General features: G+C 63.5%; 23 protein-coding genes, 1 tRNA gene and 1 pseudogene. 9 read left to right on the top strand and 16 right to left on the bottom strand.

Going from position 1 to position 21,087, the window contains the following annotated elements:
* Positions 1-49: 49 nt before the first annotated feature.
* A complete protein-coding gene (locus BRAD3257_RS17040) occupies positions 50-892 on the bottom strand; it encodes a hypothetical protein (RefSeq protein WP_122402766.1) in 843 nt (280 codons plus the stop codon).
* A gap of 213 nt (positions 893-1,105) precedes the next feature.
* Here BRAD3257_RS17040 and BRAD3257_RS17035 point away from each other — a divergent pair, with 213 nt between their 5' ends.
* The gene (locus BRAD3257_RS17035; protein ID WP_122402765.1) at positions 1,106-1,981 is read left to right on the top strand and encodes an IclR family transcriptional regulator; all 876 of its coding nucleotides are present in this window, start codon (positions 1,106-1,108) and stop codon (positions 1,979-1,981) included.
* 10 nt (positions 1,982-1,991) lie between these two features.
* On the opposite strand, the gene BRAD3257_RS17030 is transcribed toward BRAD3257_RS17035, so the two are convergent.
* The 3 genes from BRAD3257_RS17030 to BRAD3257_RS17020 all read right to left on the bottom strand — a co-directional run bounded on the left by BRAD3257_RS17030 (position 1,992) and on the right by BRAD3257_RS17020 (position 3,849).
* Positions 1,992-2,258: a hypothetical protein gene (locus BRAD3257_RS17030; protein WP_122406611.1), complete on the bottom strand. Its 267-nt coding sequence runs from the start codon at positions 2,256-2,258 to the stop codon at positions 1,992-1,994.
* A 716-nt stretch (positions 2,259-2,974) separates the two neighbouring features.
* Positions 2,975-3,466 (bottom strand): SRPBCC family protein, encoded by a 492-nt coding sequence (locus BRAD3257_RS17025; RefSeq protein ID WP_162500237.1) that lies wholly within the window; start codon positions 3,464-3,466, stop codon positions 2,975-2,977.
* Between the two features lie 2 nt (positions 3,467-3,468).
* Entirely contained in the window at positions 3,469-3,849 is a 381-nt protein-coding gene (locus BRAD3257_RS17020; protein WP_122406609.1) for an ArsR/SmtB family transcription factor, read from the bottom strand.
* Positions 3,850-4,132: 283 nt separating this feature from the next.
* On the opposite strand from BRAD3257_RS17020, the gene BRAD3257_RS17015 reads away from it, so the two are divergent.
* Entirely contained in the window at positions 4,133-5,194 is a 1,062-nt protein-coding gene (locus BRAD3257_RS17015; RefSeq protein WP_162500236.1) for a serine hydrolase, read from the top strand.
* Between the two features lie 64 nt (positions 5,195-5,258).
* On the opposite strand, the pseudogene BRAD3257_RS17010 reads toward BRAD3257_RS17015, so the two are convergent.
* Together BRAD3257_RS17010 and BRAD3257_RS17005 are read right to left on the bottom strand one after the other, a co-directional pair.
* Positions 5,259-5,607: pseudogene (locus BRAD3257_RS17010) on the bottom strand (outer membrane protein); the annotation flags it as partial.
* Entirely contained in the window at positions 5,604-6,308 is a 705-nt protein-coding gene (locus BRAD3257_RS17005) for an SDR family oxidoreductase (protein ID WP_122402763.1), read from the bottom strand. The pseudogene BRAD3257_RS17010 and the gene BRAD3257_RS17005, both read right to left, overlap by 4 nt.
* A 100-nt stretch (positions 6,309-6,408) precedes the next feature.
* On the opposite strand from BRAD3257_RS17005, the gene BRAD3257_RS17000 reads away from it, so the two are divergent.
* Positions 6,409-7,251 (top strand): GNAT family N-acetyltransferase, encoded by an 843-nt coding sequence (locus BRAD3257_RS17000; RefSeq protein ID WP_122402762.1) that lies wholly within the window; start codon positions 6,409-6,411, stop codon positions 7,249-7,251.
* 119 nt (positions 7,252-7,370) lie between these two features.
* On the opposite strand, the gene BRAD3257_RS16995 is transcribed toward BRAD3257_RS17000, so the two are convergent.
* Positions 7,371-7,820: a hypothetical protein gene (locus BRAD3257_RS16995; protein WP_162500235.1), complete on the bottom strand. Its 450-nt coding sequence runs from the start codon at positions 7,818-7,820 to the stop codon at positions 7,371-7,373.
* Positions 7,821-8,105: 285 nt separating this feature from the next.
* On the opposite strand from BRAD3257_RS16995, the gene BRAD3257_RS16990 reads away from it, so the two are divergent.
* The gene (locus BRAD3257_RS16990; RefSeq protein ID WP_122402761.1) at positions 8,106-8,384 is read left to right on the top strand and encodes a hypothetical protein; all 279 of its coding nucleotides are present in this window, start codon (positions 8,106-8,108) and stop codon (positions 8,382-8,384) included.
* 598 nt (positions 8,385-8,982) lie between these two features.
* Here BRAD3257_RS16990 and BRAD3257_RS16980 read toward each other — a convergent pair.
* A complete protein-coding gene (locus BRAD3257_RS16980; RefSeq protein ID WP_122402735.1) occupies positions 8,983-9,981 on the bottom strand; it encodes an IS110 family RNA-guided transposase in 999 nt (332 codons plus the stop codon).
* 524 nt (positions 9,982-10,505) lie between these two features.
* Between BRAD3257_RS16980 and BRAD3257_RS16975 the strand changes: the two genes are divergently transcribed.
* Both BRAD3257_RS16975 and BRAD3257_RS16970 read left to right on the top strand, forming a co-directional pair.
* A complete protein-coding gene (locus tag BRAD3257_RS16975; protein WP_244607972.1) occupies positions 10,506-11,468 on the top strand; it encodes an IS110 family RNA-guided transposase in 963 nt (320 codons plus the stop codon).
* 650 nt (positions 11,469-12,118) lie between these two features.
* The gene (locus BRAD3257_RS16970) at positions 12,119-13,972 is read left to right on the top strand and encodes an alkaline phosphatase family protein (protein WP_122402759.1); all 1,854 of its coding nucleotides are present in this window, start codon (positions 12,119-12,121) and stop codon (positions 13,970-13,972) included.
* 56 nt (positions 13,973-14,028) lie between these two features.
* Here the strand turns inward: BRAD3257_RS16970 and BRAD3257_RS16965 are convergent, their stop codons facing one another.
* Positions 14,029-14,601 carry a hypothetical protein gene (locus BRAD3257_RS16965; RefSeq protein ID WP_122402758.1) on the bottom strand — a complete coding sequence of 191 codons (573 nt, stop codon included), beginning with the start codon at positions 14,599-14,601 and terminating at the stop codon, positions 14,029-14,031.
* Positions 14,602-14,994: 393 nt separating this feature from the next.
* On the opposite strand from BRAD3257_RS16965, the gene BRAD3257_RS16960 reads away from it, so the two are divergent.
* Complete coding sequence (locus tag BRAD3257_RS16960) at positions 14,995-15,654, top strand: peroxiredoxin (RefSeq protein ID WP_122402757.1); 660 nt, start codon at positions 14,995-14,997, stop codon at positions 15,652-15,654.
* Between the two features lie 384 nt (positions 15,655-16,038).
* Here BRAD3257_RS16960 and BRAD3257_RS16955 read toward each other — a convergent pair whose 3' ends face one another.
* From BRAD3257_RS16955 to BRAD3257_RS16945, 3 genes are all read right to left on the bottom strand, one after another.
* The gene (locus tag BRAD3257_RS16955) at positions 16,039-16,785 is read right to left on the bottom strand and encodes a hypothetical protein (protein WP_162500234.1); all 747 of its coding nucleotides are present in this window, start codon (positions 16,783-16,785) and stop codon (positions 16,039-16,041) included.
* 91 nt (positions 16,786-16,876) lie between these two features.
* Positions 16,877-17,749 carry a DMT family transporter gene (locus BRAD3257_RS16950; protein ID WP_122402755.1) on the bottom strand — a complete coding sequence of 291 codons (873 nt, stop codon included), beginning with the start codon at positions 17,747-17,749 and terminating at the stop codon, positions 16,877-16,879.
* A 97-nt stretch (positions 17,750-17,846) separates the two neighbouring features.
* On the bottom strand, positions 17,847-18,293 hold the full coding sequence (locus BRAD3257_RS16945) for a hypothetical protein (protein WP_122402754.1): 447 nt from the start codon (positions 18,291-18,293) through the stop codon (positions 17,847-17,849).
* 305 nt (positions 18,294-18,598) lie between these two features.
* Between BRAD3257_RS16945 and BRAD3257_RS16940 the strand changes: the two genes are divergently transcribed.
* Positions 18,599-18,862: a hypothetical protein gene (locus tag BRAD3257_RS16940; protein ID WP_122402753.1), complete on the top strand. Its 264-nt coding sequence runs from the start codon at positions 18,599-18,601 to the stop codon at positions 18,860-18,862.
* Between the two features lie 29 nt (positions 18,863-18,891).
* On the opposite strand, the gene BRAD3257_RS16935 is transcribed toward BRAD3257_RS16940, so the two are convergent.
* Together BRAD3257_RS16935 and BRAD3257_RS16930 are read right to left on the bottom strand one after the other, a co-directional pair.
* The gene (locus BRAD3257_RS16935) at positions 18,892-19,353 is read right to left on the bottom strand and encodes a host attachment protein (protein ID WP_122402752.1); all 462 of its coding nucleotides are present in this window, start codon (positions 19,351-19,353) and stop codon (positions 18,892-18,894) included.
* 40 nt (positions 19,354-19,393) lie between these two features.
* On the bottom strand, positions 19,394-19,612 hold the full coding sequence (locus BRAD3257_RS16930; RefSeq protein ID WP_376707320.1) for a DUF3775 domain-containing protein: 219 nt from the start codon (positions 19,610-19,612) through the stop codon (positions 19,394-19,396).
* Positions 19,613-19,839: 227 nt separating this feature from the next.
* On the opposite strand from BRAD3257_RS16930, the gene BRAD3257_RS16925 reads away from it, so the two are divergent.
* On the top strand, positions 19,840-20,115 hold the full coding sequence (locus BRAD3257_RS16925; RefSeq protein WP_122406606.1) for a hypothetical protein: 276 nt from the start codon (positions 19,840-19,842) through the stop codon (positions 20,113-20,115).
* Between the two features lie 294 nt (positions 20,116-20,409).
* Here BRAD3257_RS16925 and BRAD3257_RS16915 read toward each other — a convergent pair.
* A tRNA-Arg gene (locus BRAD3257_RS16915) sits at positions 20,410-20,486 on the bottom strand.
* Between the two features lie 150 nt (positions 20,487-20,636).
* On the bottom strand, positions 20,637-21,074 hold the full coding sequence (locus BRAD3257_RS16910; protein WP_122402750.1) for a hypothetical protein: 438 nt from the start codon (positions 21,072-21,074) through the stop codon (positions 20,637-20,639).
* Between the last annotated feature and the right edge of the window lie 13 nt (positions 21,075-21,087).

The raw sequence follows: 21,087 nt of genomic DNA, 5'->3' as shown, positions 1-21,087 counted from the left end.
GTGGATGCCGGTTCGCGTCAAGAAAACGCGTCAAACACGAATCTGACCGTCAGGCGAGATAACGCGCCAGATAGCCTTCCATGGCATAGAGTGCGCAGAGCGCGAGGCTCGACCAGACGGCGGCGCTGAAATAGAGGAACATCCAGGTCAGCTCGCCCTTCCAATGCGCGATGTCGTGGGTCACCACCCAACGTGTCGCGACGTCGTGCAGGCCTTCGACGAGCCCGAGGAATTTGTTGCCCTCTTGATGCCCTGCCCGCCAGCGGCTGAGATACATCGGCACGTCGACGGTGACGAGGAAGGCGAGAAAGCAGGCAATCCCGACGATGCCAGCGATCAGCGCCCAGCGCACCACGCCCTGGAATTCCGGCATCAGGCGGCACAGAGCGATGCCGGCGAGGAAGAAGGTCACCGCCCACAGCGAATTCTCGATCGCGTTGTAGAGATAATTGGTGGTGACCACAGCGTACCAGGAGAAGCACTCGGCGATGATGATGATGGGCACGATCACGAGCGCGATGTTCACCGCCGTCTCCGCGCCGGTCATGGTGCCGAGCTGATGCAGGATGATCGCCCATTGCGCGGCGAAGCACACCTCGGCCACGGTCGCAACCGAGCGTCCGACGAAGACGCTGGAGAGCCAGGTGTCGAACAGGCAGATGCGCTGCACGTCGGCGCGCGGCAGCACCGAACGGAAGGCGCAGCCGAACACATAGCCGGCGCACAGCAGGAACATCAGCCCGATATCCGAGCCGCCACTGAGGCTGGCCGAAGGTGTCGGGTAGAACTCGCGATAGAGCATGAACCAGACGAGAATATTGGCGCTGCTCACAAGCGTGAGGGATCCCCACCACCACGCGAGGGGATTTGACCGCGCCTGCCACTGCAACATGAACCGCTCCGCAAAATCATCGACCTGACATGCCGTCGTAATAATCCTGTCACAAGACGACATGCAATCACGACAACAATTTGTGTGGTCGGTCGGTCAAGCGCGTCCTCCAGCGGAATGGTGAAATGCAAGCCTCTGTCCACTTTTCGGACAATCTTTGCGTCTTCTGCGAATTTATTGGACAAGAATGACCTGCCAGTCCGATAATTAGGAATGGTCCCGACTGACTCATCCAAGCCGCGACGTCCGCTCTCCTCCGCCGCCGCAGTGCTGGCGGAGAGCACCGATGACGCCGCTTTCGCCACCACGCTGGCAAAAGGGCTCGTCGTGCTCGAGGCCTTCGAGGCGGGGAGCACGCTGCTCGGCAACATGGAGCTCTCGACGCTGACGGGCATCCCGCGGCCGACGGTGGCGCGGCTGACCCACACGCTGGCCGAGCTTGGCTACCTCCGCTACGACGCCGAGCGGGCGAAGTACCGCGTCGGTGCGCGGGCGCTGCGGATGGCGTACCCTCTGCTTGCCGGAATGCAATTCCGCCAAGTGGCGCGGCCCATGATGCAGGAGCTGGCGCACAGCGTTCGCGGCACGGTCTCGATCGGCCTGCTCGACGCCACCTCGATGATCTATGTCGAGACCGCGCGCTCCGGCGATGTCGGCCCGCACGTGCCCGACATCGGCATGCCCATTCCGATCGTGATGACCGCCATGGGTCGCGCAGCGGCGGCGACCTTGCCGCCGGCCGATGCAGACCGGCTGGAACGGAACATCGCCGCCGAAGACGCCGGGCTATGGTCGGCCTTTCGCGACAAATACCGCGCCGGGATTGCACAATGCAAAAGCCGCGGCTTCTGCTCCTGCTTGGGCGAGTACATGGCTTCGATCCATGCGGTCGCTGCGCCGCTGTTTCATGTGCGCGAATCGAAGCAGTCGTTCTCGATCAATTGCGGCATCCCCGCGTTCCGGCTGCAGCCAGGACAACTCGAGGGCGAGATCGGTCCGCGCATCGCGGCGCTCGCTGACGGTATCCGCACCATCGTCGGGCAGGAGGGACCGGCGGTTGAGACACGCAAGCAAAGCAAGAGGACATGAACCTTGGGGTTCATTGTCTTCCGGCACGGCGGCCGCCGCTGCGGATGAAGTCGTCGCGTTCGCCGACATGGCGCTGATATTCGGAGATCGCGCGGTTGGCCATGCGGATCCGGTTCGTCTGCCCCTCCTCGACCATCCTCGTGATACGCTGCGCCAGGAACACGCAGGCCTCGAATTCGTCGCAGATGGCGCCCGTACGCACGAGAAAGTCCCAGGCGATCTCGTAAGCCTGCTCCGCGGCGGGATTGCGGTAGTCGCTGAACATGATGTGCGTCATCATCGGCAAAGCCGGAGGGCCACGATCGTTCCTACCGGCGGCGCGGGACGGACTCCGGCGCCAGTGTTCCGATTTTCGGACCGGGCGATCTGACGACATTGCCGCGCCTTCACATCGGCAAGCGCAGGAACGGTTGGCGACGCGCGTGATTGGTCCGTCTTGAACCTCACGGAGAAACGACATGCGCAAGACGATTCTGACAATCATCACAGCTGCGATACTAGCCGCGGCTTCGGGCGGAGCATTCGCGCAAGGTGCGGGCGGCGCCGGCGGCGGAGCCGGTGGCGGCGCCGGTGCGGGCGCAGGTGCGGCTGGAGGCGCAGGTGCAGGTGCAGGTAGCGCCGGCGCCGCAGGAGCCGGAACCGGCGCATCCTCGGGTGATGGTGGCGCCGGAACTTCAGGAACTGGCGGCGGTGGCGACATCAGCCATGTTGAGCGCGGCGGACAAGGCGCTTCCAGCCCTAGGGGCATGCGCAACGAGATGACTCCGCCGTCTAGCGGCAACGTCCCTCGGCGCTAGCCGCACCATCGACAGGCTGCATCGAACGTCGATCACGACCGAAGGCCGCGCGCGAATGCGGCCCCGGCGAATCCTCTCCGCCGGAGCCGCATCCATTTTTCGAGCTGCTGAAGGATGAATCTTGAGCGCGTTCAGGGTGGTCATCCGTCGTTCGGGGATGATGCGAAGCGGCGATCCCCCGAACGATCAGCTCGTCTCATCCCTTCATCCCCGCCACATACGCCGCCAGCTTATCCAGCGTCTGGTAGCCGTATTCGACGGCACCGAAGCCGATCATGCCGTCGCGCTGCTCGTTGCTCGAGGCCAGCTGGCGCATCATCAGCACGGTCTTGCCGTTGCTCTGCTCGGCAAAGGTGACGGTGAAGCGGAACATGCCGGGATCGTCATCCTGGTCGAGGCCATGATCCATCTCCATCAGCGACGGCCGCTCGATGCGGCGGAAGCGCATGCGGTTCGGATAGACCGTGCCATCGGGACCGATCATGTTGAAGCGCCAGACGCCGCCGACGCGCACGTCGATCTCGAAGGTCTCGACCTTGAATCCCTTCGGACCGAACCATTGCGGCAGATGCTTCGGGTCGGACCACGCCTCGAACACCAGATCGCGCGGCGCGTCGATCACGCGCGACATCACGATCTCGCGGTCGAGCGACCATTGCGACAGAGCGGGATTGGCAGAACTCGTCATTATCAGGAACCTTTCCGTTTGGTTGTTCGGGACGGCCGCTTGGCGCCCGCCCTCTCCTTCTTGAGCTTCATCACGTAGTCCTCGAACCGGTCGAGCCGCGCCTCCCAGACCGCGCGCTGCTGCTGGAACCAATCCTCCGCGCCGACAAGCGCATCCGGGCTGAGGCGACAGGTGCGCACGCGGCCGGATTTCTCCGACAAAACGAGCCCGCTCGTCTCCAGCGCGTGGATGTGCTTCATGAAGCTCGGCAGCGCCATGTCGAAGGGATCAGCGAGTTCGCCGACCGACGCCTCGCCCGCACACAGCCGCATCACGATCGCCCGCCGCGTGGGGTCGGCGAGCGCTGCGAAAATCCGGTCGAGGCGGGAGGATTGGTTAGCCATGGAGCTAACTATAGAGCGGGTTCGCGCCGTGTCAAACAATTGTTAGCTCGTGAGCTAAGTAATTTCAGCCCACGCTGCGGAACCCACAACGCGCAATCGTGAATTGGGACGCGGGGCATTTCCCGTTAAAGACAGGCTCGGGGCGTATGATCGTTCGTCGAGACACGTGCCGCCTATTGTCACTCAACCGTATCATCTCACTCGCCGGGCTCTCGCCCGGGCTGCGCTCGTTCCATTGGCGATCGCGTTGGGCGGGTCGCACCGCGCCTTCGCGGATTCCGACATGATCGCGCAGATGCGCGACATCGTCGCGAACGAGTTGGCGCCGACCGCAACGCCGGACCATGCAGGCGGGCTCGCCGCCGCTCTTTATGCCGGCCGCCATTTCGAGTTCTTCACCTATGGCTTTGCCGATGATGCCGCCAAACGACCGGTGACGCCGGATACGCTGTTCAATCTCGCCTCATTGCGAAAGCCGTTCGAGGCGACACTCGTGGCGCTCGGCACGCTGCGCGGCGAACTGCGCCTTGACGATCGCCTGCCGAAATACCTTCCCGAGCTGACCGGCGAGTACATCCGCCGCGTCACTGTCGGCGAGCTCGTCGCACACACCTCGGGGCTGCTGCTGCCGACCGACCATCCGCCATGGCCGAACGAGCAGTACGATCGCGCGCAGTTCATCGGGATGCTGAACGCGTTCGCACCGGCCCCCGGCGTCGCCCCCGGCCGACAGCGCGTCTACACCCATGCCGGCTACGTTCTGCTTCAACTCGTGCTCGAGCGCCGCTATGGCATGCCGATCGCGCCCCTGTTCCAACAGCGTATCCTCGGACCGCTCGGCATGACCGCAACCTGCGTCCCCGAACGCGGCGAGGACAATCGCGCCATCATGGACGCGGACTGGATGCAGCGTGCGGTCCAGGGCTATTCGGATCAAGGCATGGCGATCGGTCCGATCGGCGACCAGCAGAGCTATTTCGACTTCCCCGGCACCGGCCAGATGTTCTCCTCGGCGCGCGACCTCGCGACATTCGTAGCGGCCTGCGTCGATGGCCGAGCGATCGATCCGCATCTGCGCGAAGCACTGCGGCTGGCGCAGCGTGAGGCTTTTCGCGTCGACGACAGGTTCGGGCAAGCGATGGCCTGGGAGACGGTGCGCCTGCCCGGTGTCACCGTCGTCGACAAGCCTGGCGGCCTCAACAATGCCTCCGGCTATATCGGTCTCGTGCCGGCGCGGCGGATCGGCATCGTCCTGCTCGCCAATCGCGGCGAGTACCCGCACGAGATCGCGCGCTACAAGATCCTGCCCGCGCTGGCGCAGCTGATCGCGCCGCACGGCGGCTGAGCGTCAAAACGGAAAGCCCGGCCGAGCCGGGGCTTGCCACGCCAGGTCCGGAACGGGATGAAGCTCAGTACCTGGCGACGACGGGTCCACCGAACTTGTGATTCACGCCGACGCGCACGATGTTCGACTTGATGTCGACCGAGTGGGTGTAGACGTTCCCGGGGTATGATGTCACACCCGCGACCAGATTGGTGCTGTTCAGGGTACTGCGGCCGAGATCGACATAGAGATATTCGGCCTTGAGCGACCAGCCGCCGCCGAAGGCATATTCGGTGCCGACGCCCGCGGTCCAGCCGACGCGTGTATCGCGGATCGCCCTAGATTCCGTCGCTGGCCGCGAAGGTGTCGGTGAGGTTGAAATTGCCCTTCACCTCGGCGGCCGCGCCAATGCGATTCGAAGTTGCGTATGTCAGACCGAGCGTGTCAGTCCGCCGTCAACGCGGATGTTCTGGCCAGTGATGTAGGCTGCGCCGTCGGACGCCAGGAACGAGATCGTCGCCGCGATCTCCTCGACCTTGCCGTAGCGCTTCATCGGCACGCTGTCGCGCCGCGCGTCCTGCTGCGGCAGGCTGTCGATCCAGCCCGGCAGGACATTGTTCATGCGAATATTGTCCGCGGCGTAGGTGTCGGTGAATATCTTGGTGAAAGCGGCAAGACCGGCGCGGAACACCGCTGAGGTCGGGAACATCGCGCTCGGCTCGAACGCCCAGGCCGTCGAGATGTTGATGATGGCGCCGCCCTTCTGCGCCTGCATCAGTGGCGTCACCAGCCGGGTCGGACGGATCACGTTCAGCAGATACGTGTCGAGTCCGGTGTGCCACTGCTCGTCGGTGATCTCGGTGATGGGCGCACGCGGCCCGTGCCCGGCGCTGTTGACGAGCACGTCGATCCGTCCCCACTTCGCCATCGCAGCGTCGACGAGGCGCTTCAGATCGTCGTTCGACTGGTTCGAGCCGGTGACGCCGATGCCGCCGAGCTCGGCAGCCAATGCCTCGCCCTTGCCCGAGGACGACAGAATCGCGACGCGAAACCCGTCCGCTGCCAGCCGTCGCGCAGCCCCCGCCCCCATGCCGCTGCCGCCGGCGGTAACGAGCGCAACCTTCTCTGCTGCCATGATCAATCATCCCCGTGTTGAGGCGAGCCGCAGGCCCCGCCTATCATGAGGCCTTCTACCGCCGGACTTGCCGTCAGGTCCATCGCCGAGAGCGTTCGTCATGAGCGATTTGCAGATCCGCAATTTGCGCCCCGAGAAGATCACAATCGCCATCGACTGGGCCGCGGCAGAGGGCTGGAATCCAGGCCTTGCCGACGCCGCCTGCTTCGCGATACCCGATGCGCAAGGCTTCTTCGTCGGCGAGATCGACGGCGAGCCGGTCGCGACCGTCTCCTGTGTCAATTACGGCGACCGCTTCGCCTTCCTCGGCTTCTACATCGTGCGCGAGCCCTTTCGCGGTGCGGGCCATGGCCTGCGCATCTGGAACGCGGCGATCGCGCATGCGGGCACGCGCGTCATCGGGCTCGATGGTGTCGTCGCGCAGCAGGAGAATTACAGAAAGTCCGGCTTCCAGCTGGCTTACGCCAATATCCGCTATGGCGGCGTCGTGACCGCGCCACCGAGATCGTCTGCCGAGGTCGTCGGCCTCGACGAGATCCCGTTTGCCATTGTTGAAGCCGATGACGCCACCGTCTTCCCGGCCAGGCGCAGCGCCTTCCTGCGCGCCTGGATCAACACACCCGGTCACGTCGGCCGCGCGTTGCTGCGCGATGGCAGGCTCGCCGCGTGGGGCCTCATTCGTCCGTGCCGGACGGGCTGCAAGATCGGCCCGCTCGTCGCCGACGATCGCGCGGCCGCGGAGGCGGTCGTGCAGGCTCTGCTGGGAAGCGCAGGCGGCGGCGAGGTCTTCCTCGATGTCCCCGCCGTCAATCCTGGCGCCGTCGCGCTCGCCGAGCAGCTCGGCCTCAAGCCGGTATTCGAGACGGCACGGATGTACACGGGGCCGATCCCGCCGCTGCGCATCGACCGCATCTTCGGCGTGACCAGCTTCGAGCTGGGCTAAGGCATGATCCGGAAAAGTGCGAAGCGGTTTTCCGGAAAGATCATGCGTAAACAACAAGCTAAAGCGCGATGACGATTCATCCAAATCTCATCGCGCTTTAGCTGAGCGGAACCCGCCGCTCAGTAGCAGCGCATGATGTTGACGGTGTGCTCGCTGCCGCCGCGGCCGGGCACCGTCACCTGCTCCGTCGGGCAGCTCGGTACATAGGGCCGGTCGGACGGCACGACGTTCGGCGGATAGCGGTGCGTCCAGTCCCAGGGAACATCGTAGGTGTAGGTGTAACGCACGTCGGTGGAGAGCGGCTGGCCGGCATCGACGAAGGGCTGGCTGTAAGAAGCAGCGCCGTCGTAGAAGAATCCGCCGCCGCCCGGCCAATAGACCCAGGGCGCGCTGCGGCGGTGGAACCGGGCGCCCGACCCGATCGGCGGACGTGTTGCAGCCGGCGGCGCGGCGGTCACGACGCCGGGCGCCGCGGCGCCAGCCGGTCTGGCAAAACTGTCGCTGGAGCTAAGGAGCAGCGCGGCTGCGCTGAGCGAGGCGAACAACGCCCCATGTGATCTGACAATCATGATACGCACCACACTCGTTCGGCTTTGCGATAGCGGCTCCCCGCGAGAGGCTAGGCCGGGCTGTCGCCCACCCGCAAACGTATAATTAATTATTGGTTAAGGCACGCGGTTAACTGGAAGCAACGTGCAGCAGAATGCCCGGAATTCGCGTCTCATTTCAGCCACTTCGTTCCGCGGCAGGCGCTTCATATCCAGTTGATCGGAGTTGATCGCTCACCGGCCCATACTGCCGGAACGCTCCCGCAGTGCAACCGTTGGCCTCAACACAAGCAAGGAGCATCTCCAATGCAGAACAAGTCAAAACTCCTCTGCCTGATCGCGGCATCGCTCATCGCGGGCACCGCGGCCGCCTCGGCGCAGGGCTACGACTGGTATGGACCGCGCGCGGGCTGGGACCGCACGGCCCCTTACGAACCGGTTCAACCGCGCGCGTACTATCCTGACGTCGCGAGGCCCTACGGTGCGTTCAATGGCACCAACCATTCAACCCCGAGCTCGACGCAGGGCGATGTCGGCCCTGACGGCAACAACAACGGCACGCTGACCGGCAGCTATCGCTGGTAAGATCGTCTGCCTCGAAGGCCCACCGCCCGCAATGGATGGTGGGCTTTCGTGCGTCAGCGGTCCTGCTGCTTGCGCAGCCGGCCGCACCTTATCGAACAGCCCGGCCACAATCCCTTGCGTTGACCGTCGGGCAAAACACGCGAGCCATGGGTCAACGCACCCGGCCAAAAATATTCCGCTTTACCGAAATTCGGAAACGACGTATGTCTCGCCGCAATCCGGCCCAAGGAAGAGGGGCGTATCGCGATCGTCACGAACGCGGGCCGGACGGCGGTGGACGTGGGTTGCACCGGCGCGAAGGGTTTTGCAGGGCGGGCAACCGTGAGCGAAGACCTCGCGCCAACGACGGGTGCGGTTCGCGTACGGCAAAATCGTGTGGTCCTGGCGCCCGGGGTCTGTGCGCCAAGTGTTGCGGTGATGTGGCGGCCCGACCGGGCACGTGCATCAGCCATCCGCAAGGCGACGGGGGCAATAGTGCATCGCTCCCCGAGGAGCAACTGTGTTGAAGTAGCCCGGCGATCGGCCGGCCTCAAGGCTGGCGCTGGCGCGCCACCGCCTCCGGCGGCTTCCGGCCTTGACCCCGTCCGCTCGCCGGTCTTCAGGGCGTGCAAGCGCTCGGCGGAAGCCGAGCGGAGTTGCTCACTTCGTACCGGCCGGCGTCCCATTTCTCGCCGCGTGCGATCATGACGTTCAGGATCACGATCAGCTTGCGCATGCAGGCGGTGAGCGCAACCTTCGGCTCCTTGCCTTTGGCGATCAGGCGATCGTAAAAGGCCTTGAGCACGGGGTTATGCCGGGTCGCGGCTCCCATGGACGCCATGTAGAAGACGTTGCGGACCTTGCGGCGTCCGCCCTGGATATGACGGACGCCCCGACGTTTGCCGCTGTCGTCGTCATAAGGCGCAGCACCCAGCAGGGCCGCGGCCACTTTGTTGCCTATCTGGCCGAGTTCCGGCATCGCCCCGATCAGTCCGGCGGATGTGCCCCCGGCAAGACCTGGTACGCTCTCGATGATCTCGGCGAGTTCGGCAAAACGCGGTGTGGTCTTGATCAGGGCTGCGATCGCTGCTTCCAGCTTGGCAATTTCGGCGGCGAGCCGCTTCAGCAGGCGATTTTGCATCTTCTGCACGACGTCAGGAGTGGAATGCTCCGTCCTGTTTCGCAAGCTCGTCTGCACGTCAATCAGAGCCTGGCGCGCACTCACGATCTGCGCCAGCTTCTCGCGTGCCGCATCGTAGGCTTGCCCCCTTGCCTCAATGAAGGTCTCGGCGAACCAGGCAATCATCTCCGCATCGATCGGATCGTTCTTGGCGAGCTGTCCAGCCGATTTGGCGAAGTTGCGCACCCGCTTTGGATCCACCACCAAGCCTTCGATACCATCCTGGCGTAGCACCTTGGCCCACTCCCGCTCATAACCACCGGAAGCCTCCATGGCGGCTTTGCCGACCTTGTGCTTGCGAAGCCAGCGGATCAGCGCTCGCCGACCTTCTGGGCTGCTCGCGAACGTCTGCCGTTGCGACAATGAGCGAATGCACACATCCACCTTGTCCTTGGCCACGTCGATGCCAGCGACAAGGACGTCGTTTTGTGCCATCATCTACTCTCTTCCTTGCTCGGTTCGGGCTCGAAGCCCATGCAACTGTTCGGGTTGAGGAAGACCACCGGATCTGTCCCTCGCTCCCCGACAGGCTCAAGGCCTTTGAGCACGAACGGGCTCAGATCCAGCGACGGGCGGTTTTGCGAGAACCGCCCGTTCGCACATTCTGGCAGATTTTCTGGACACAAGAGCACGACATAAGCCGTCAAACCACTGCGCAGGGAAGGCCGGGATGTCTCCGGTTGCCCTGTTTCTCCGCCGTGCATGAAGCATACGCAATCTGCTCTTGGCATGGCGGTCGATGGGAGCCAACCGGCTCCCGGTCTTCCCTGCGCCCTTGTGTCCCCGAAATCTGCCAGAATGTGGCAACGGGCGGTTGGATCAGAACCGCCCGTTGCCGGAACTGAGCCCGTTGCGCCCAAAGGCGACAGAGCCTGCTAAAGAGCAAGGGACAGCTCCGGTGTCTTCCTGAACCCGAACAGTTGCAAGGGCTGCGAGCCCGTACCAGGCAAGGAAGGGAGTGGATGATGACACAAGACGATCTGGTTGTCGTCGGCATCGATGTCGCTAAAGACAAGATTGATGCGTGCATTCGGACCGTAACGGAACGGAAGACTTGCCCAACAACCGCGGCGGGGCGACGGAGCTTGATTGCATGGTTTCGCAAGCATCAGGTCGGCAAGGCAGTGATGGAGGCAAGCGGCGGCTACGAGCGGGTATGGGCCAAGGCGTTGCGCCAAGCAGGGCTGGAAGTACGGATCGTCGATCCCAAACGGGTTCGCCACTTTGCGGAATCGGCGGGACGCCTTGCGAAAAATGACAAGATCGACGCGGAGATGATCTCCTGGTTCGCCGAGACATTCGGCGAGGCTCCCAGCCAAGTCGACAATCCCGCTCACGAGGAGATGAAGGCACTGGTGAAGGGACGCCAAGGCCTGCTTGACGTCAGGGCTCGCCTGGAAATGCAGAAGGAGCATGAGGCGCCGGCCCTTGTTCAGAAGGCTCGCGCGCGTCTTCTTAAGAAGCTGGCTGACGAAATCGCCGCGCTCGAGACCGCGATCGCGGCGACGATCAAGACAACGCCGGACTTTGCCAAACGCGCCGAGATCATCCAGAGCGTACCAGGCTTTGCTGAGGGGACCGCAATGGCGCTGCTTGGAGGACTACCGGAGCTGGGGCAGGTGAGCGACGAAGTTGCCGCCGCGTTGATGGGCGTTGCTCCTTATGACGATGATAGCGGCAAACGTCGAGGTGAACGCTGCATCAAGGGTGGCCGCCGCTGGGTGCGAAATGCCCTCTACATGCCCTGTGTCGGTGCCGCAACGCTGAACAATCCGGTGTTCAAGGCCTTCTACGAACGGCTGATTGCCAAGGGCAAGCCGCCAAAGGTCGCGATCGTCGCCTGCATGCGCAAGCTGATCATCATCCTCAACACCATGATCGCGCGCGGCGAGACGTGGGATCCGAAGAAATACAGGGTGGCCTGACGAGCGCGCCTATCTCGCGCTCGGACCTCGGCCGAGCGCATGCAAAGCCAACAGACCGGTGAGCGGACGGGGTCAAGGCCGTCAGCCGCCGCAGGCGGGGGCGCGCCAGCGCCAGCCTTGAGGCCGGCCGATCGCCGGGCTACTTCGCCACAGTTGCTCTTTCAATTGAGGGTGAGGCGACGAAGCAAAGCTCGGGCGAGATGAGCCGCGAGGATGCGAAGGCGTGTCTACAATTCAGATGCCGGCCGCAGAGCGACGCCGGCGCCACTTGCTCCGTCATTGCGCGGAGCGAAGCAATGCAGAGTCTTTTCGCGGATGCATTTCTGGATTGCTCCGCTCGCAATGACGATGTTGAGGCAGCCGTTCGCGAAGATTCAGGCCTCGTGCCCCGGACGCAGCGCAGCGCCCCTCTAGCGCTGCACTGCAGAGCCGGAGCCCATGCTGCAGCAAATGCCGCGGCCTGCTGGGTCCCGGCTCTGCGCCGCGACGCTTGCGCGCTGCAGCGCGTCTGGGACACCAGATCAACGTCATCCCCTCCCAGCCCTATTGCATCCCCAACAGGGCTTGTAACAAAACCGTCATGCAGCGAAACTAAACGAAGCTGGGAGCCGCGATCGCGGCCGAGCCGCCTCATCGCAGGGAGAGATTTGATGCGCCGTTCACTGGTGTTGCTGTCCGCCGGGCTGACGGTCCTGTCCACCGGACTTGCCTCGGCCCAGAACAACACGCCCCGCAATTTGATCCTGTTCATTCCGGACGGCCTGCGCGCGCTGAAGGTGACGCCGGAGACGGCCCCTGCAATGGCCGAGGTCCGCGACAAGGGCGTCAACTTCAAGAACCCGCACTCCCTCTTCCCGACCTTCACCATGGCCAACGGCTCGGCAATGTCGACCGGCCACTATCTCGGCGACACCGGCGTGTTCTCCAACACGATCTGGACCGGCTACACCTCGGCGCCGGCCGGCGACACCGTGGTCCCGTTCATCGAGAACGATGCCGTGCTCGGTGACATCGACGAGCATTTTAGGGGCGACTACCTCAACGAAGAGACCATCCTGAAGATGGCCCGCGACAAGGGCTTCAGCACCGCCGCGATCGGCAAGGTCGGCCCGACCTACCAGTTCGACCACACCGACAAGCCCGAGAAGGCGGGCCTGCATTCGGTCGTGTTCGACGATTCCACCGGCGGCAAGAATGGTGTGGCGCTGTCGGATGAGGTGAAGGACGCGCTGACCAAGGCCGGCCTGCCGCTCGCCACGCCGCCGCGCGGCGACAATTCCAAGGCGGGAGATGCCAAGACGCCGGGCACCACGGTCGCCAACGTCGCGCAGCAGGCTTATTTCGCCGACGTCGCCACCAAGGTGGTGCTGCCGATGTTCAAGGCGCGCAACAAGCCGTTCGTGCTGGTGTTCTGGTCGCGCGACCCGGACGGCACCCAGCACAACCAGGGCGACAGCCTCAACCAGATCATGCCCGGCATCAACGGCCCGAGCTCGATGGCGAGTATCAAGAACGCCGACAACAACCTCGCCACGATCCGCAAGGCGCTGGACGAGCTCGGGCTCGCCGCCAGCACCAACATCATGATCCAGGCCGACCACGGCTTCTCGACCATATCCAAGGAAAGCAAGACCAGCCCCTCGGCCAAGATCAGCTATGACGACACGCCGAAGGACTTTCTGCCGATGGGCTTTTTGGCGCTCGACCTCGCCAAGGCGCTCGACCTGCCCCTGTTCGATCCCAACGACAAGAACGCGAAGATCGAGGGCAACAAGCATCCCAAGGCCGGCAACGGCGTGCTCGGCAAGGATCCGGAGAAGCCCGATCTCGTCGTCGCCACCAATGGCGGCTCCGACCTGATCTACCTCCCCAACATGGACAAGAAGCTCGCCGCGAAGACCATCAAGGCGCTGCTCGAGCAGGACTACGTCTCCGGCCTGTTCGTCGAGGACTCGCTCGGCCGCTTCCCCGGGACGCTGCCGCTGTCGAGCATCAATCTGCGTGGCAAGGCGGCGACGCCGACGCCGTCGATCGTCGTCAACTTCCGCTCCTATGCCAGCGATTGCGGCGAGGCGCCGACCAACTGCTCGGTCCAGGTGGCCGACACCGTGCTGCGCCAGGGCCAGGGCATGCATGGCAGCTTCAGCCGGGGCGACACCATGAACTTCATGGCCGCGATCGGGCCGGACTTCAAAGCTGGCTATGTCGACGAGATTCCGGTCAGCAATGCCGACGTCGGCATGACGGCCGCCCAGCTCATGGGCCTGCGCGGCTCGCATAATGGTGGCCTGATCGGCCGCGTGATGTCGGAGGCCATGCCCAACGGCATCGTACCGAAGGCCTATGTTGGCACGCTGAAGTCCAAGCCCGCCGAGGGCGGCCTGATGACCGTGCTGAACTTCCAGCGCGTCGGCAGCCAGCGCTATTTCGATGCCGCCGGTTTTCCCGGGCGCACGCTGGGACTCGAGCCTGACGCCGTCAAACAAAAAACGGCGGGGAAATGACCCCGCCGTTCCCGCGCGTCATCGAGTGACGCACAAGATCTTACATGCCCAGTCTCTTACATCCCGATGTCGAACACGTTCGGCAATTGGCCCGCCAGAGGCAGCGCGGTGGCGCCCAGGAAGGTCGCCACCATCGCCATGAGGCGCCGGTTGCTCTGGCGCTTGCCGCGCATCTGGCGGGCAATCCACTCCAGCATCTCGCTGTTGACCTTGGAGGCATAGGACGGCGCCCAGCTCTCGATCTCGGTGTCGGCGGACAGCGCGACGCTGCGCGGCGGCACCTTCAGGCCCGAGGCGCTGGCGGCATAATGGGCAACGGCCTTGGCGAGCAGGTCGTCGAACCGGCCACCGTCAGTCCGTTCGGTCGCGGCCTCGTTGATCTCGAACAGAACTTCGGCCTCGGCGCGGCTGACGGGCTGGTCGTTGACGGCGGTCGCGGTCAGGATACGCATGCACCAGGCGGCGTCGTCGGCATCGAGCGAACGGGAGAAATGTACCCTTCCCTTGGTCGTTGGGCCTTCGCCCGTGATCACGCCGTCGCGCACAATGCTCAGCGCATGGGCCGCGGTGTCGCGGCAGGACGGTTCTAGAGACGACGACTCGGTAGGCTTAGGCGCAGCGGCAGACATAATGCACTTCCAGACTTCTTCTGATCGGCCAGCATTTTCATACCGGCGTAAAGGGGTGGTTAACGATTCGATATGGGGATCGCGACTTCTCTAGATGGTTGCCAATTGGTCGCGGTCAGGACCAATTTGGTTCTAGGACGCGCCGGGCGGGCGTGATGGAAGTGATAAAAGGCATTATCGGGGCAATCGAGTCCCGTGCGGCTCCCGTGGAGATGTTTCGTCGCAGGCGCCGCTGTAACAGAAAGGTGCTAGGAAATCGGCTGTTCAAAGATGGAATTCACATTTTACTTGAGCCGGTTCACTTGGCGTTCACTTGGCCTCGCCAAGCCATTATACTGGGTACGACGGCCAGACATTAATTCACAAGCAAATTCAATATGATGAGGTAGAACCATGACACTTCCGATCGGCGCCACCGCCCCCGACTTCGAAGCCGAGACTACCGAAGGGAAGATCAAGTTCCATGACTGGATCGGCAACAGCTGGGCACTCTTGTTCTCGCACCCGAAGGACTTCACGCCGGTTTGTACGACTGAGCTTGGCGCTCTCGCCAAATTGAAGCCGGAGTTCGACAAGCGCGGCGTCAAGCTGATGGGCCTCTCGGTCGATCCGGTCGACCGTCATTCCAAATGGTCGGAGGACATCAAGGAGACCCAAGGCGCAGCGCCGAACTATCCGATGATCGGCGACACCGATTTCAACGTCTCCAAGCTCTACGGCATGCTGCCCGCCTCGACCTCGGGCGATCCCCTCACCCGCACGCCGGCCGACAACCAGACCGTCCGCAACGTCTTCGTCATCGGGCCGGACAAGAAGATCAAGCTGGTGCTGGTCTACCCGATGACCACCGGGCGGAACTTCCAGGAGATCCTGCGCGCCATCGACTCGCTGCAGCTCACCGCCAAGCATCGCGTCGCGACGCCGGCCGACTGGACCCAGGGCGAAGACGTCATCATTGCGGGCTCGGTCTCCAATGACGAGGCCAAGACGATCTACCCGCAGGGCTGGAAGGAGCCGAAGCCCTACATTCGCATCGTGCCGCAGCCGAAGTGACTTTTGGCGGTCGCGTATAACGGCCGCCAAAGTCATCCCGGGATGGTCCGAAGGACCAGACCTCAGGTGCGCAATCGCGCACCGGGGGATCTCGAGATTCCGGGTTCGGTCCTACGGACCGCCCCGGAATGACCGGGCTGAATTGCGCCGCGTACACGCGGTCGAGGAAGCTCTCCACCAAGGCCTTCAAATGCAGGCTCTCGGCCGGCCCCCCGTAATTCCTGCATATTCGTGCAATCGGCTCACGGCCGCATAAGCGGCCGTTCGCATTGCCGCAATACTTTCCCAAACGTAAACGAGGACCCCCTGAAGGCTTACCTGCGAAGCCGATCCGCCAGCCCTGGCAGGCGGTGCGGGCGCGCCCGGAGACGGCTCCGGAGACGCCTACCCTCGTCGCTTCGCTGCGCGCCGGCCCGGATGGTGCTTGCCCTTGGGATCGCGGAATTCACTGCGATGGCCGCGCCGGTCCTCGGCGTTGAAGCGCTTCCGCTTTTCCGGTGAGCCGAACTGCTTGATCACCCGTTTGCCGTTGACCTTCTTGATCACATAGCCGCCCTCGGTCATCGTGAAAGGCGCCTTGAGCGACCCCATATGATCGAACTTGGTGCCGCGGGGATGTTCGAAGGGCTCGAACCAGGACGGATAGACGAAGTTCGACATCGGAAAGCCGCTGACGATGAACGACTCCTCCTCCACGGCGTCGCAAACCTCGTAGGCATATTGGGTGTGCCGGGTCTTGTCGGCCCACAGATTGGCCATGGGGTCGAGCACCATCTCGAACAGCTCGTGCGATGCGGCGAGGCTGACCGGCTCGTCCTCGCCGAGCGTCTTCAGGAATATCTTCGATATCGGCTGTCCCTGATGCGTCAGCTCGTGCCGGCCGAGGAAGTTCTCGTGGGTGGCGTCGTCGAAATAGACCAGCTGCCAGTCCGTCGGCTTCGGCTTGCGGGTGACGTCGAGATCGACGGGATAGCCCCACACGGGGAGGAAATGCTCGTCGTAGCATTTCTGGAGCGCCGCCGTGAGCCTTCCCATCATTCGGTCGCTCATCATCTCCTCTGCGTAGTTGATACAGGCAATCCGGACCGGCTTCATAGACCTGCCGAGCAGTGCACGCCGTGCTTTCGTCATGGACATCACCGTGCTGAAAAGAAATGGGTTGAATGCTCCACTCTAGCACGCAATGGTCAACACACGTCAGGGGTGTGAGTGCTGGAAACTGCTATGAGCGTCGATTGACCACAAAGACCGCTGCGGCACAGAGCGCCATTCCGGCAATGGCAATCGCGTCGAGCTTTTCGCCGAACAGCAGATAGGCCATCAGCGCCGTCACGGCCGGCACCAGGTAGAACAGGCTCGCGACCGAGGTTGCGGCGGCATGGCGGATCAGCCAGTACAATAGCCCGATAGAGCCAATCGAGAGCGCCACGGCGAGCCAGGCGAGCGCCAGCACGAATTCCCGCGTCCAGTGCACCACGCGATCTTCGAACAGGAAGGCGCCGATTGCGAAGAAAATGGTGACGGATAGGTATTGCACGAGATTGCCAGCGCGCCAGTCGATGTGATTGCAGTAACGGCGCTGGTAGAGCGTGCCGAGCGTGATGCTGATCAGAGAGACCACCGAGGCGAGCCAACCGAGCCCGGCCTCGCCGGTCATCGGACGGTTGTGCAGGATCAGCACGACGCCGCCGAGTCCGAGCACGAGGCCAGCCCATTGCACCGGCGTCACCTTCTCGCCAAGCCACCGATTGGCGATGGTCGAAGTCAGGATCGGCTGCAGGCCCGGAATCAGGGCCGAAAGGCCGGCTGGAATCGAATGCGCGATCGCAATCGCGGTGCCGCCGAGATAGAAGCCGTGGACCAGGATGCCGGCGACCGCGCTGTGTGCAATGCCGGCGCGATCAGGCCATTTCGGCCGCGCGATGGCTGCGATGATCGCCATCAAGCCGACCACGATCGCCATGCGGATGGCGAGATAGGTCAACGGATCGGCGTTGTTGACGACGTATTTGGTGCCGATGAAGCCGGTACTCCAGAGCAGCACGAACAGGATCGGCGCGGCGCGGGCGGTCAGGGCTTCTTGATTATGATTCATTGCCGCCCTCATTGCCTCACCGGCGGCTATGCGGCAATGCGAATTTCGTCCTGATGATGCTGCGCTGCGACGGACGACAGCGGCCTAGCTCAGCCGTTCACCACTCTTCCGGACAGGGATTGACGATCCTCCAGAGTTCGACGCCGTTCTTGATCTTCTTCATGTCGGTGGTGAGCCCGCCATTGCGACGAATCCAGTCCTTCACCGTGTCGGGGTAGTAGGACATGAGATCGGAGGTGCCCTCGGCGCTGGTGACCTTGATGCCGAAGGTGAAGGCCTTGTCGTAATAGGCCTGATGGAAGCCGAGGCTGGCGCGCGGCGTCACGCAGATCTTGTTCATCGGCACGATGCCGAGCACGAGCGTGCAGGCCGAATTGCAGATGCCGTCGATGATGACGCGCTCGCCCTTCTCGCGCACGCGCTTGTACTTGGCCTTGTACTCCTCGACGTAGCCGCCATGGTCGCGGGTAATGTGCAGCTCGGCGCGTGCTGGCGCGGCAGCGGCGAGGCAGAGCAACAGCAGGCTCAGAAGCGTGATGCGCATGGCGAGGTGACGGCGATGGCCTTCAGGAATGGATCGGCTCGAAGGACCCCTCAATATGATCCCTGGCGCCGACGACAGGATTCTCAACCGAATAGTCTTTGGTCATACTTGTGTGGGGAATTCGTTAAGCATCCCGAAAAGGCCAAAAATGGGCAGCTTTCGACCGCATGTCCGGCAACTCTGTCACACCTGTCCGGAAATCTGCGGGACTGGTCATGATTTCGGGCCTTCGGAGCGGTGCCTGACTGCCCGAAATTGCTATATATAAATGACTGACTTATTCGAGCGGGTTCCGGAGAATCGAGATGAGCAAGTTGACGCTTGTAGCCGCGGTTGCGGCCCTGACGGCTGCAGTCCTGGCCCCTGGCCTCGCGGAGGCACGCGGACATCACCGGTACCACCGCTCCTACGCCAACCCGCTGCCCTACCCGATCAGCTATCTGCACAATTACGGACCCGGCATCACCCCCGGCACCTTCGCCTATTACGACGGTCCGTCGACCAACCACTGCTACCGCGGCGCGGCCGCCTATATCGGCCAGGACGGCCGGCGGCACCCCTGCTACTGAGGCGCCGCGCGTCCCTTCCGCGGGCGTCCCTATTTCGCGGCGCCAGACCGCAGCAATTGCTTCTCGATCTCGTAGACCGGCAGCTTGACGAGGTCCTTGCTGATCTCGCCCTGAAGCGCTTTGCGCACCAGATCCGAATAGTCGGCGCGGATCATGCCGAGCGCGCGCGGTGAGGCGACCAAGGTCAGGGCCTTGGTCTCGCCGGAGCTGACCGCAGTATCGAGCCGGCCGGCCAATCCCCGCAAGAAGGCGCGCTCGGCCTCGTCGTGCCAATCGGTCTGCTCGACCGAGCTGCGCGACCCGCCGGCCGCCGGGTGCACCCGGCCTGGCGCATCGCTGCCTTGCGCGGCGGTCGAGGGGTTGGACTGCTCGTGCACTTCTCTGGTGTGGAGGTTCGGAAACATCTCGTCGCCGAGGTTTTCCAGAATGAGCGCCTTGCGCCCGTCGCACACGACCAGCCAGTCACCCTTTTCCATTCTCATCTTGTCCATCACAACTTCTCCTTGACGCTTGCAGACGCCGCATCCGGCCTCAGAGCTGTTCTCCGAATTCCTCGAAGGACTTGCCGAACTGCGTCATCGCCTCTTCCAAATAGTCGGCGGGCATTGGCGTGCCGATCGGGTAGGAGGCAGTGCGCTGGTTGTGCGCCTGCGCGGCCTGAGCGCGCAGTTCGCGCCAATCGGAGAGATCGCCGTCGCCGCGGCCGAGCCATGTCAGCGCATCCAGCTCACCTTGCTCGGCAGCAGGCACTACGCCGCCGCCAGGTCGGCAACACTTAGAGCCAAGGCAAACTTGCGAATTGCGCAAGATCAAGGTCTAAGAGACCGCCTGGCCCTGCAGCCTACGCCAGCTGGCGGGCTGGGATCAGGGCCGACCAGCTGGCTGAAGGTTTGTTCATCAGTATTACATTTCGGTTCCGCCACAATTTGAGCAGAACAGCTTCGATAGTCTGCATCGTGCAAGCGGAGGAAGACATCATGAATTTCAAGACTGGCCTCGTCGCCGCGTCCCTGTTCGGCGGCCTCGCGGCAACGTCGGCGGCATCCGCCATGCCCATCGCGCCTGCACCTGCCAGACCGCAGGCCTCCGGCGTCGAGCAGGTCCGCATGGTCTGCGACGCCTGGGGACAGTGCTGGTGGCGCCCGAACTACTATGGGTATTACGGGCCACGGCCATATTACGGCCCGCGGTATTATGGGCCGCGCTATTACGGTCCGCGCTATTATGGCCATTACGGCTATCGCCGCTGGTGACGTTTGAAGGGGCCCGCTGGGCCCCTTCGCTTTTGCGAGTCCTGCGGCCGCCACCGGCCTGGAGCCCTCAGATCTGATCTAGATCAAAGATGAGATCAGCCGACACTGTCGTTCCAAAATAACGAAGCGTGCGAGCGCGCGATCAAGCTCGTGCAGGGCATCGACGACTACGTCGCGACCTATCCGACGGCTCCGATCCATACGGCCGATCTCGCCCGCGAGTTTGACGTTTCAATCCGGACTGTCGGCGGCTACGTTTCGTTACCCATGTCTCCGGGCCGGACAATTGAGGACTGGCGCGCTCGGAAGGATTCGAACCTCCGACCCTCGGAATCGAAATCCGATGCTCTATCCAGCTGAGCTACGAGCGCCCTGGCCCGGCAACGGGCCACCGAGATTCGTCCGACCGGCGCTGGCGACGAACCAGCGCACCGGACGGCGTTCGGATCGGTTCGAATTAGCAGAGTGGCCGGCCAATAAAAAGCCCTTCCCGCCTCCATCGAGGTGGGTCGACGACGCCGTCACCAGGTGGTGTTGAAGAGGCCGAAATGCGGTTGCTGAGCGACCAGCATCATGGGACGACCGGGCTGCGGCGCCGGACGCGCCCTGACGATCTTGCGCCTGGGCTGAGCGTGCACCGGAGAAGCTTGAGCCTGAGAAACCCGCGTCTTGGCCGACATCTCGGCCAACGCCGGCGACAGACCCTCCTGTACCGGCGGCTGGGGCGCAGCCGCAACAGCGGCGGTCCTTGCCGCGGGTGCGGCAATCGTCGGCTGGCTGGTGTCGAGCACGACGCGCTCAGGCAGATGACGGTCGGACCGGATTCGGATCAGAGGCTGCTCGTTGCTTGCGGTCGCGACGGCTTGCGCTACGGGCGCCGCCGGGAAAACGAAATCCGCCATGAACAGCAGTGCGAGCAAGGCTCCACCGACAAAAATGAAATACTTAAAGATGGGCATCGGCCGCGCTCCG

Source organism: Bradyrhizobium vignae, assembly GCF_900324035.1.
Taxonomy (GTDB): domain Bacteria; phylum Pseudomonadota; class Alphaproteobacteria; order Rhizobiales; family Xanthobacteraceae; genus Bradyrhizobium; species Bradyrhizobium vignae.
The sequence above is the reverse complement of the archived record's forward strand: the minus strand, read 5'-3'. Positions and strand labels throughout refer to the sequence as shown.

Excerpts from the sequence above, each read along its gene's own strand:
- BRAD3257_RS17020 (WP_122406609.1), bottom strand. The coding sequence starts at position 3,849 with ATGGCTAACCAATCCTCCCGCCTCGACCGGATTTTCGCAGCGCTCGCC.
- BRAD3257_RS16980 (WP_122402735.1), bottom strand. The coding sequence starts at position 9,981 with ATGATGGCACAAAACGACGTCCTTGTCGCTGGCATCGACGTGGCCAAG.
- BRAD3257_RS16935 (WP_122402752.1), bottom strand. The coding sequence starts at position 19,353 with ATGGACAAGATGAGAATGGAAAAGGGTGACTGGCTGGTCGTGTGCGAC.
- BRAD3257_RS17025 (WP_162500237.1), bottom strand. The coding sequence starts at position 3,466 with ATGACGAGTTCTGCCAATCCCGCTCTGTCGCAATGGTCGCTCGACCGC.
- BRAD3257_RS16960 (WP_122402757.1), top strand. The coding sequence starts at position 14,995 with ATGACACTTCCGATCGGCGCCACCGCCCCCGACTTCGAAGCCGAGACT.
- BRAD3257_RS17035 (WP_122402765.1), top strand. The coding sequence starts at position 1,106 with ATGGTCCCGACTGACTCATCCAAGCCGCGACGTCCGCTCTCCTCCGCC.
- BRAD3257_RS16940 (WP_122402753.1), top strand. The coding sequence starts at position 18,599 with ATGAGCAAGTTGACGCTTGTAGCCGCGGTTGCGGCCCTGACGGCTGCA.
- BRAD3257_RS16990 (WP_122402761.1), top strand. The coding sequence starts at position 8,106 with ATGCAGAACAAGTCAAAACTCCTCTGCCTGATCGCGGCATCGCTCATC.
- BRAD3257_RS16975 (WP_244607972.1), top strand. The coding sequence starts at position 10,506 with ATGATGACACAAGACGATCTGGTTGTCGTCGGCATCGATGTCGCTAAA.
- BRAD3257_RS17030 (WP_122406611.1), bottom strand. The coding sequence starts at position 2,258 with ATGACGCACATCATGTTCAGCGACTACCGCAATCCCGCCGCGGAGCAG.
- BRAD3257_RS16955 (WP_162500234.1), bottom strand. The coding sequence starts at position 16,785 with ATGACGAAAGCACGGCGTGCACTGCTCGGCAGGTCTATGAAGCCGGTC.
- BRAD3257_RS16970 (WP_122402759.1), top strand. The coding sequence starts at position 12,119 with ATGCGCCGTTCACTGGTGTTGCTGTCCGCCGGGCTGACGGTCCTGTCC.
- BRAD3257_RS16995 (WP_162500235.1), bottom strand. The coding sequence starts at position 7,820 with ATGATTGTCAGATCACATGGGGCGTTGTTCGCCTCGCTCAGCGCAGCC.
- BRAD3257_RS17040 (WP_122402766.1), bottom strand. The coding sequence starts at position 892 with ATGTTGCAGTGGCAGGCGCGGTCAAATCCCCTCGCGTGGTGGTGGGGA.
- BRAD3257_RS16925 (WP_122406606.1), top strand. The coding sequence starts at position 19,840 with ATGAATTTCAAGACTGGCCTCGTCGCCGCGTCCCTGTTCGGCGGCCTC.
- BRAD3257_RS17000 (WP_122402762.1), top strand. The coding sequence starts at position 6,409 with ATGAGCGATTTGCAGATCCGCAATTTGCGCCCCGAGAAGATCACAATC.
- BRAD3257_RS17015 (WP_162500236.1), top strand. The coding sequence starts at position 4,133 with ATGATCGCGCAGATGCGCGACATCGTCGCGAACGAGTTGGCGCCGACC.
- BRAD3257_RS16965 (WP_122402758.1), bottom strand. The coding sequence starts at position 14,601 with ATGTCTGCCGCTGCGCCTAAGCCTACCGAGTCGTCGTCTCTAGAACCG.
- BRAD3257_RS17005 (WP_122402763.1), bottom strand. The coding sequence starts at position 6,308 with ATGGCAGCAGAGAAGGTTGCGCTCGTTACCGCCGGCGGCAGCGGCATG.
- BRAD3257_RS16945 (WP_122402754.1), bottom strand. The coding sequence starts at position 18,293 with ATGCGCATCACGCTTCTGAGCCTGCTGTTGCTCTGCCTCGCCGCTGCC.
- BRAD3257_RS16950 (WP_122402755.1), bottom strand. The coding sequence starts at position 17,749 with ATGAATCATAATCAAGAAGCCCTGACCGCCCGCGCCGCGCCGATCCTG.
- BRAD3257_RS16910 (WP_122402750.1), bottom strand. The coding sequence starts at position 21,074 with ATGCCCATCTTTAAGTATTTCATTTTTGTCGGTGGAGCCTTGCTCGCA.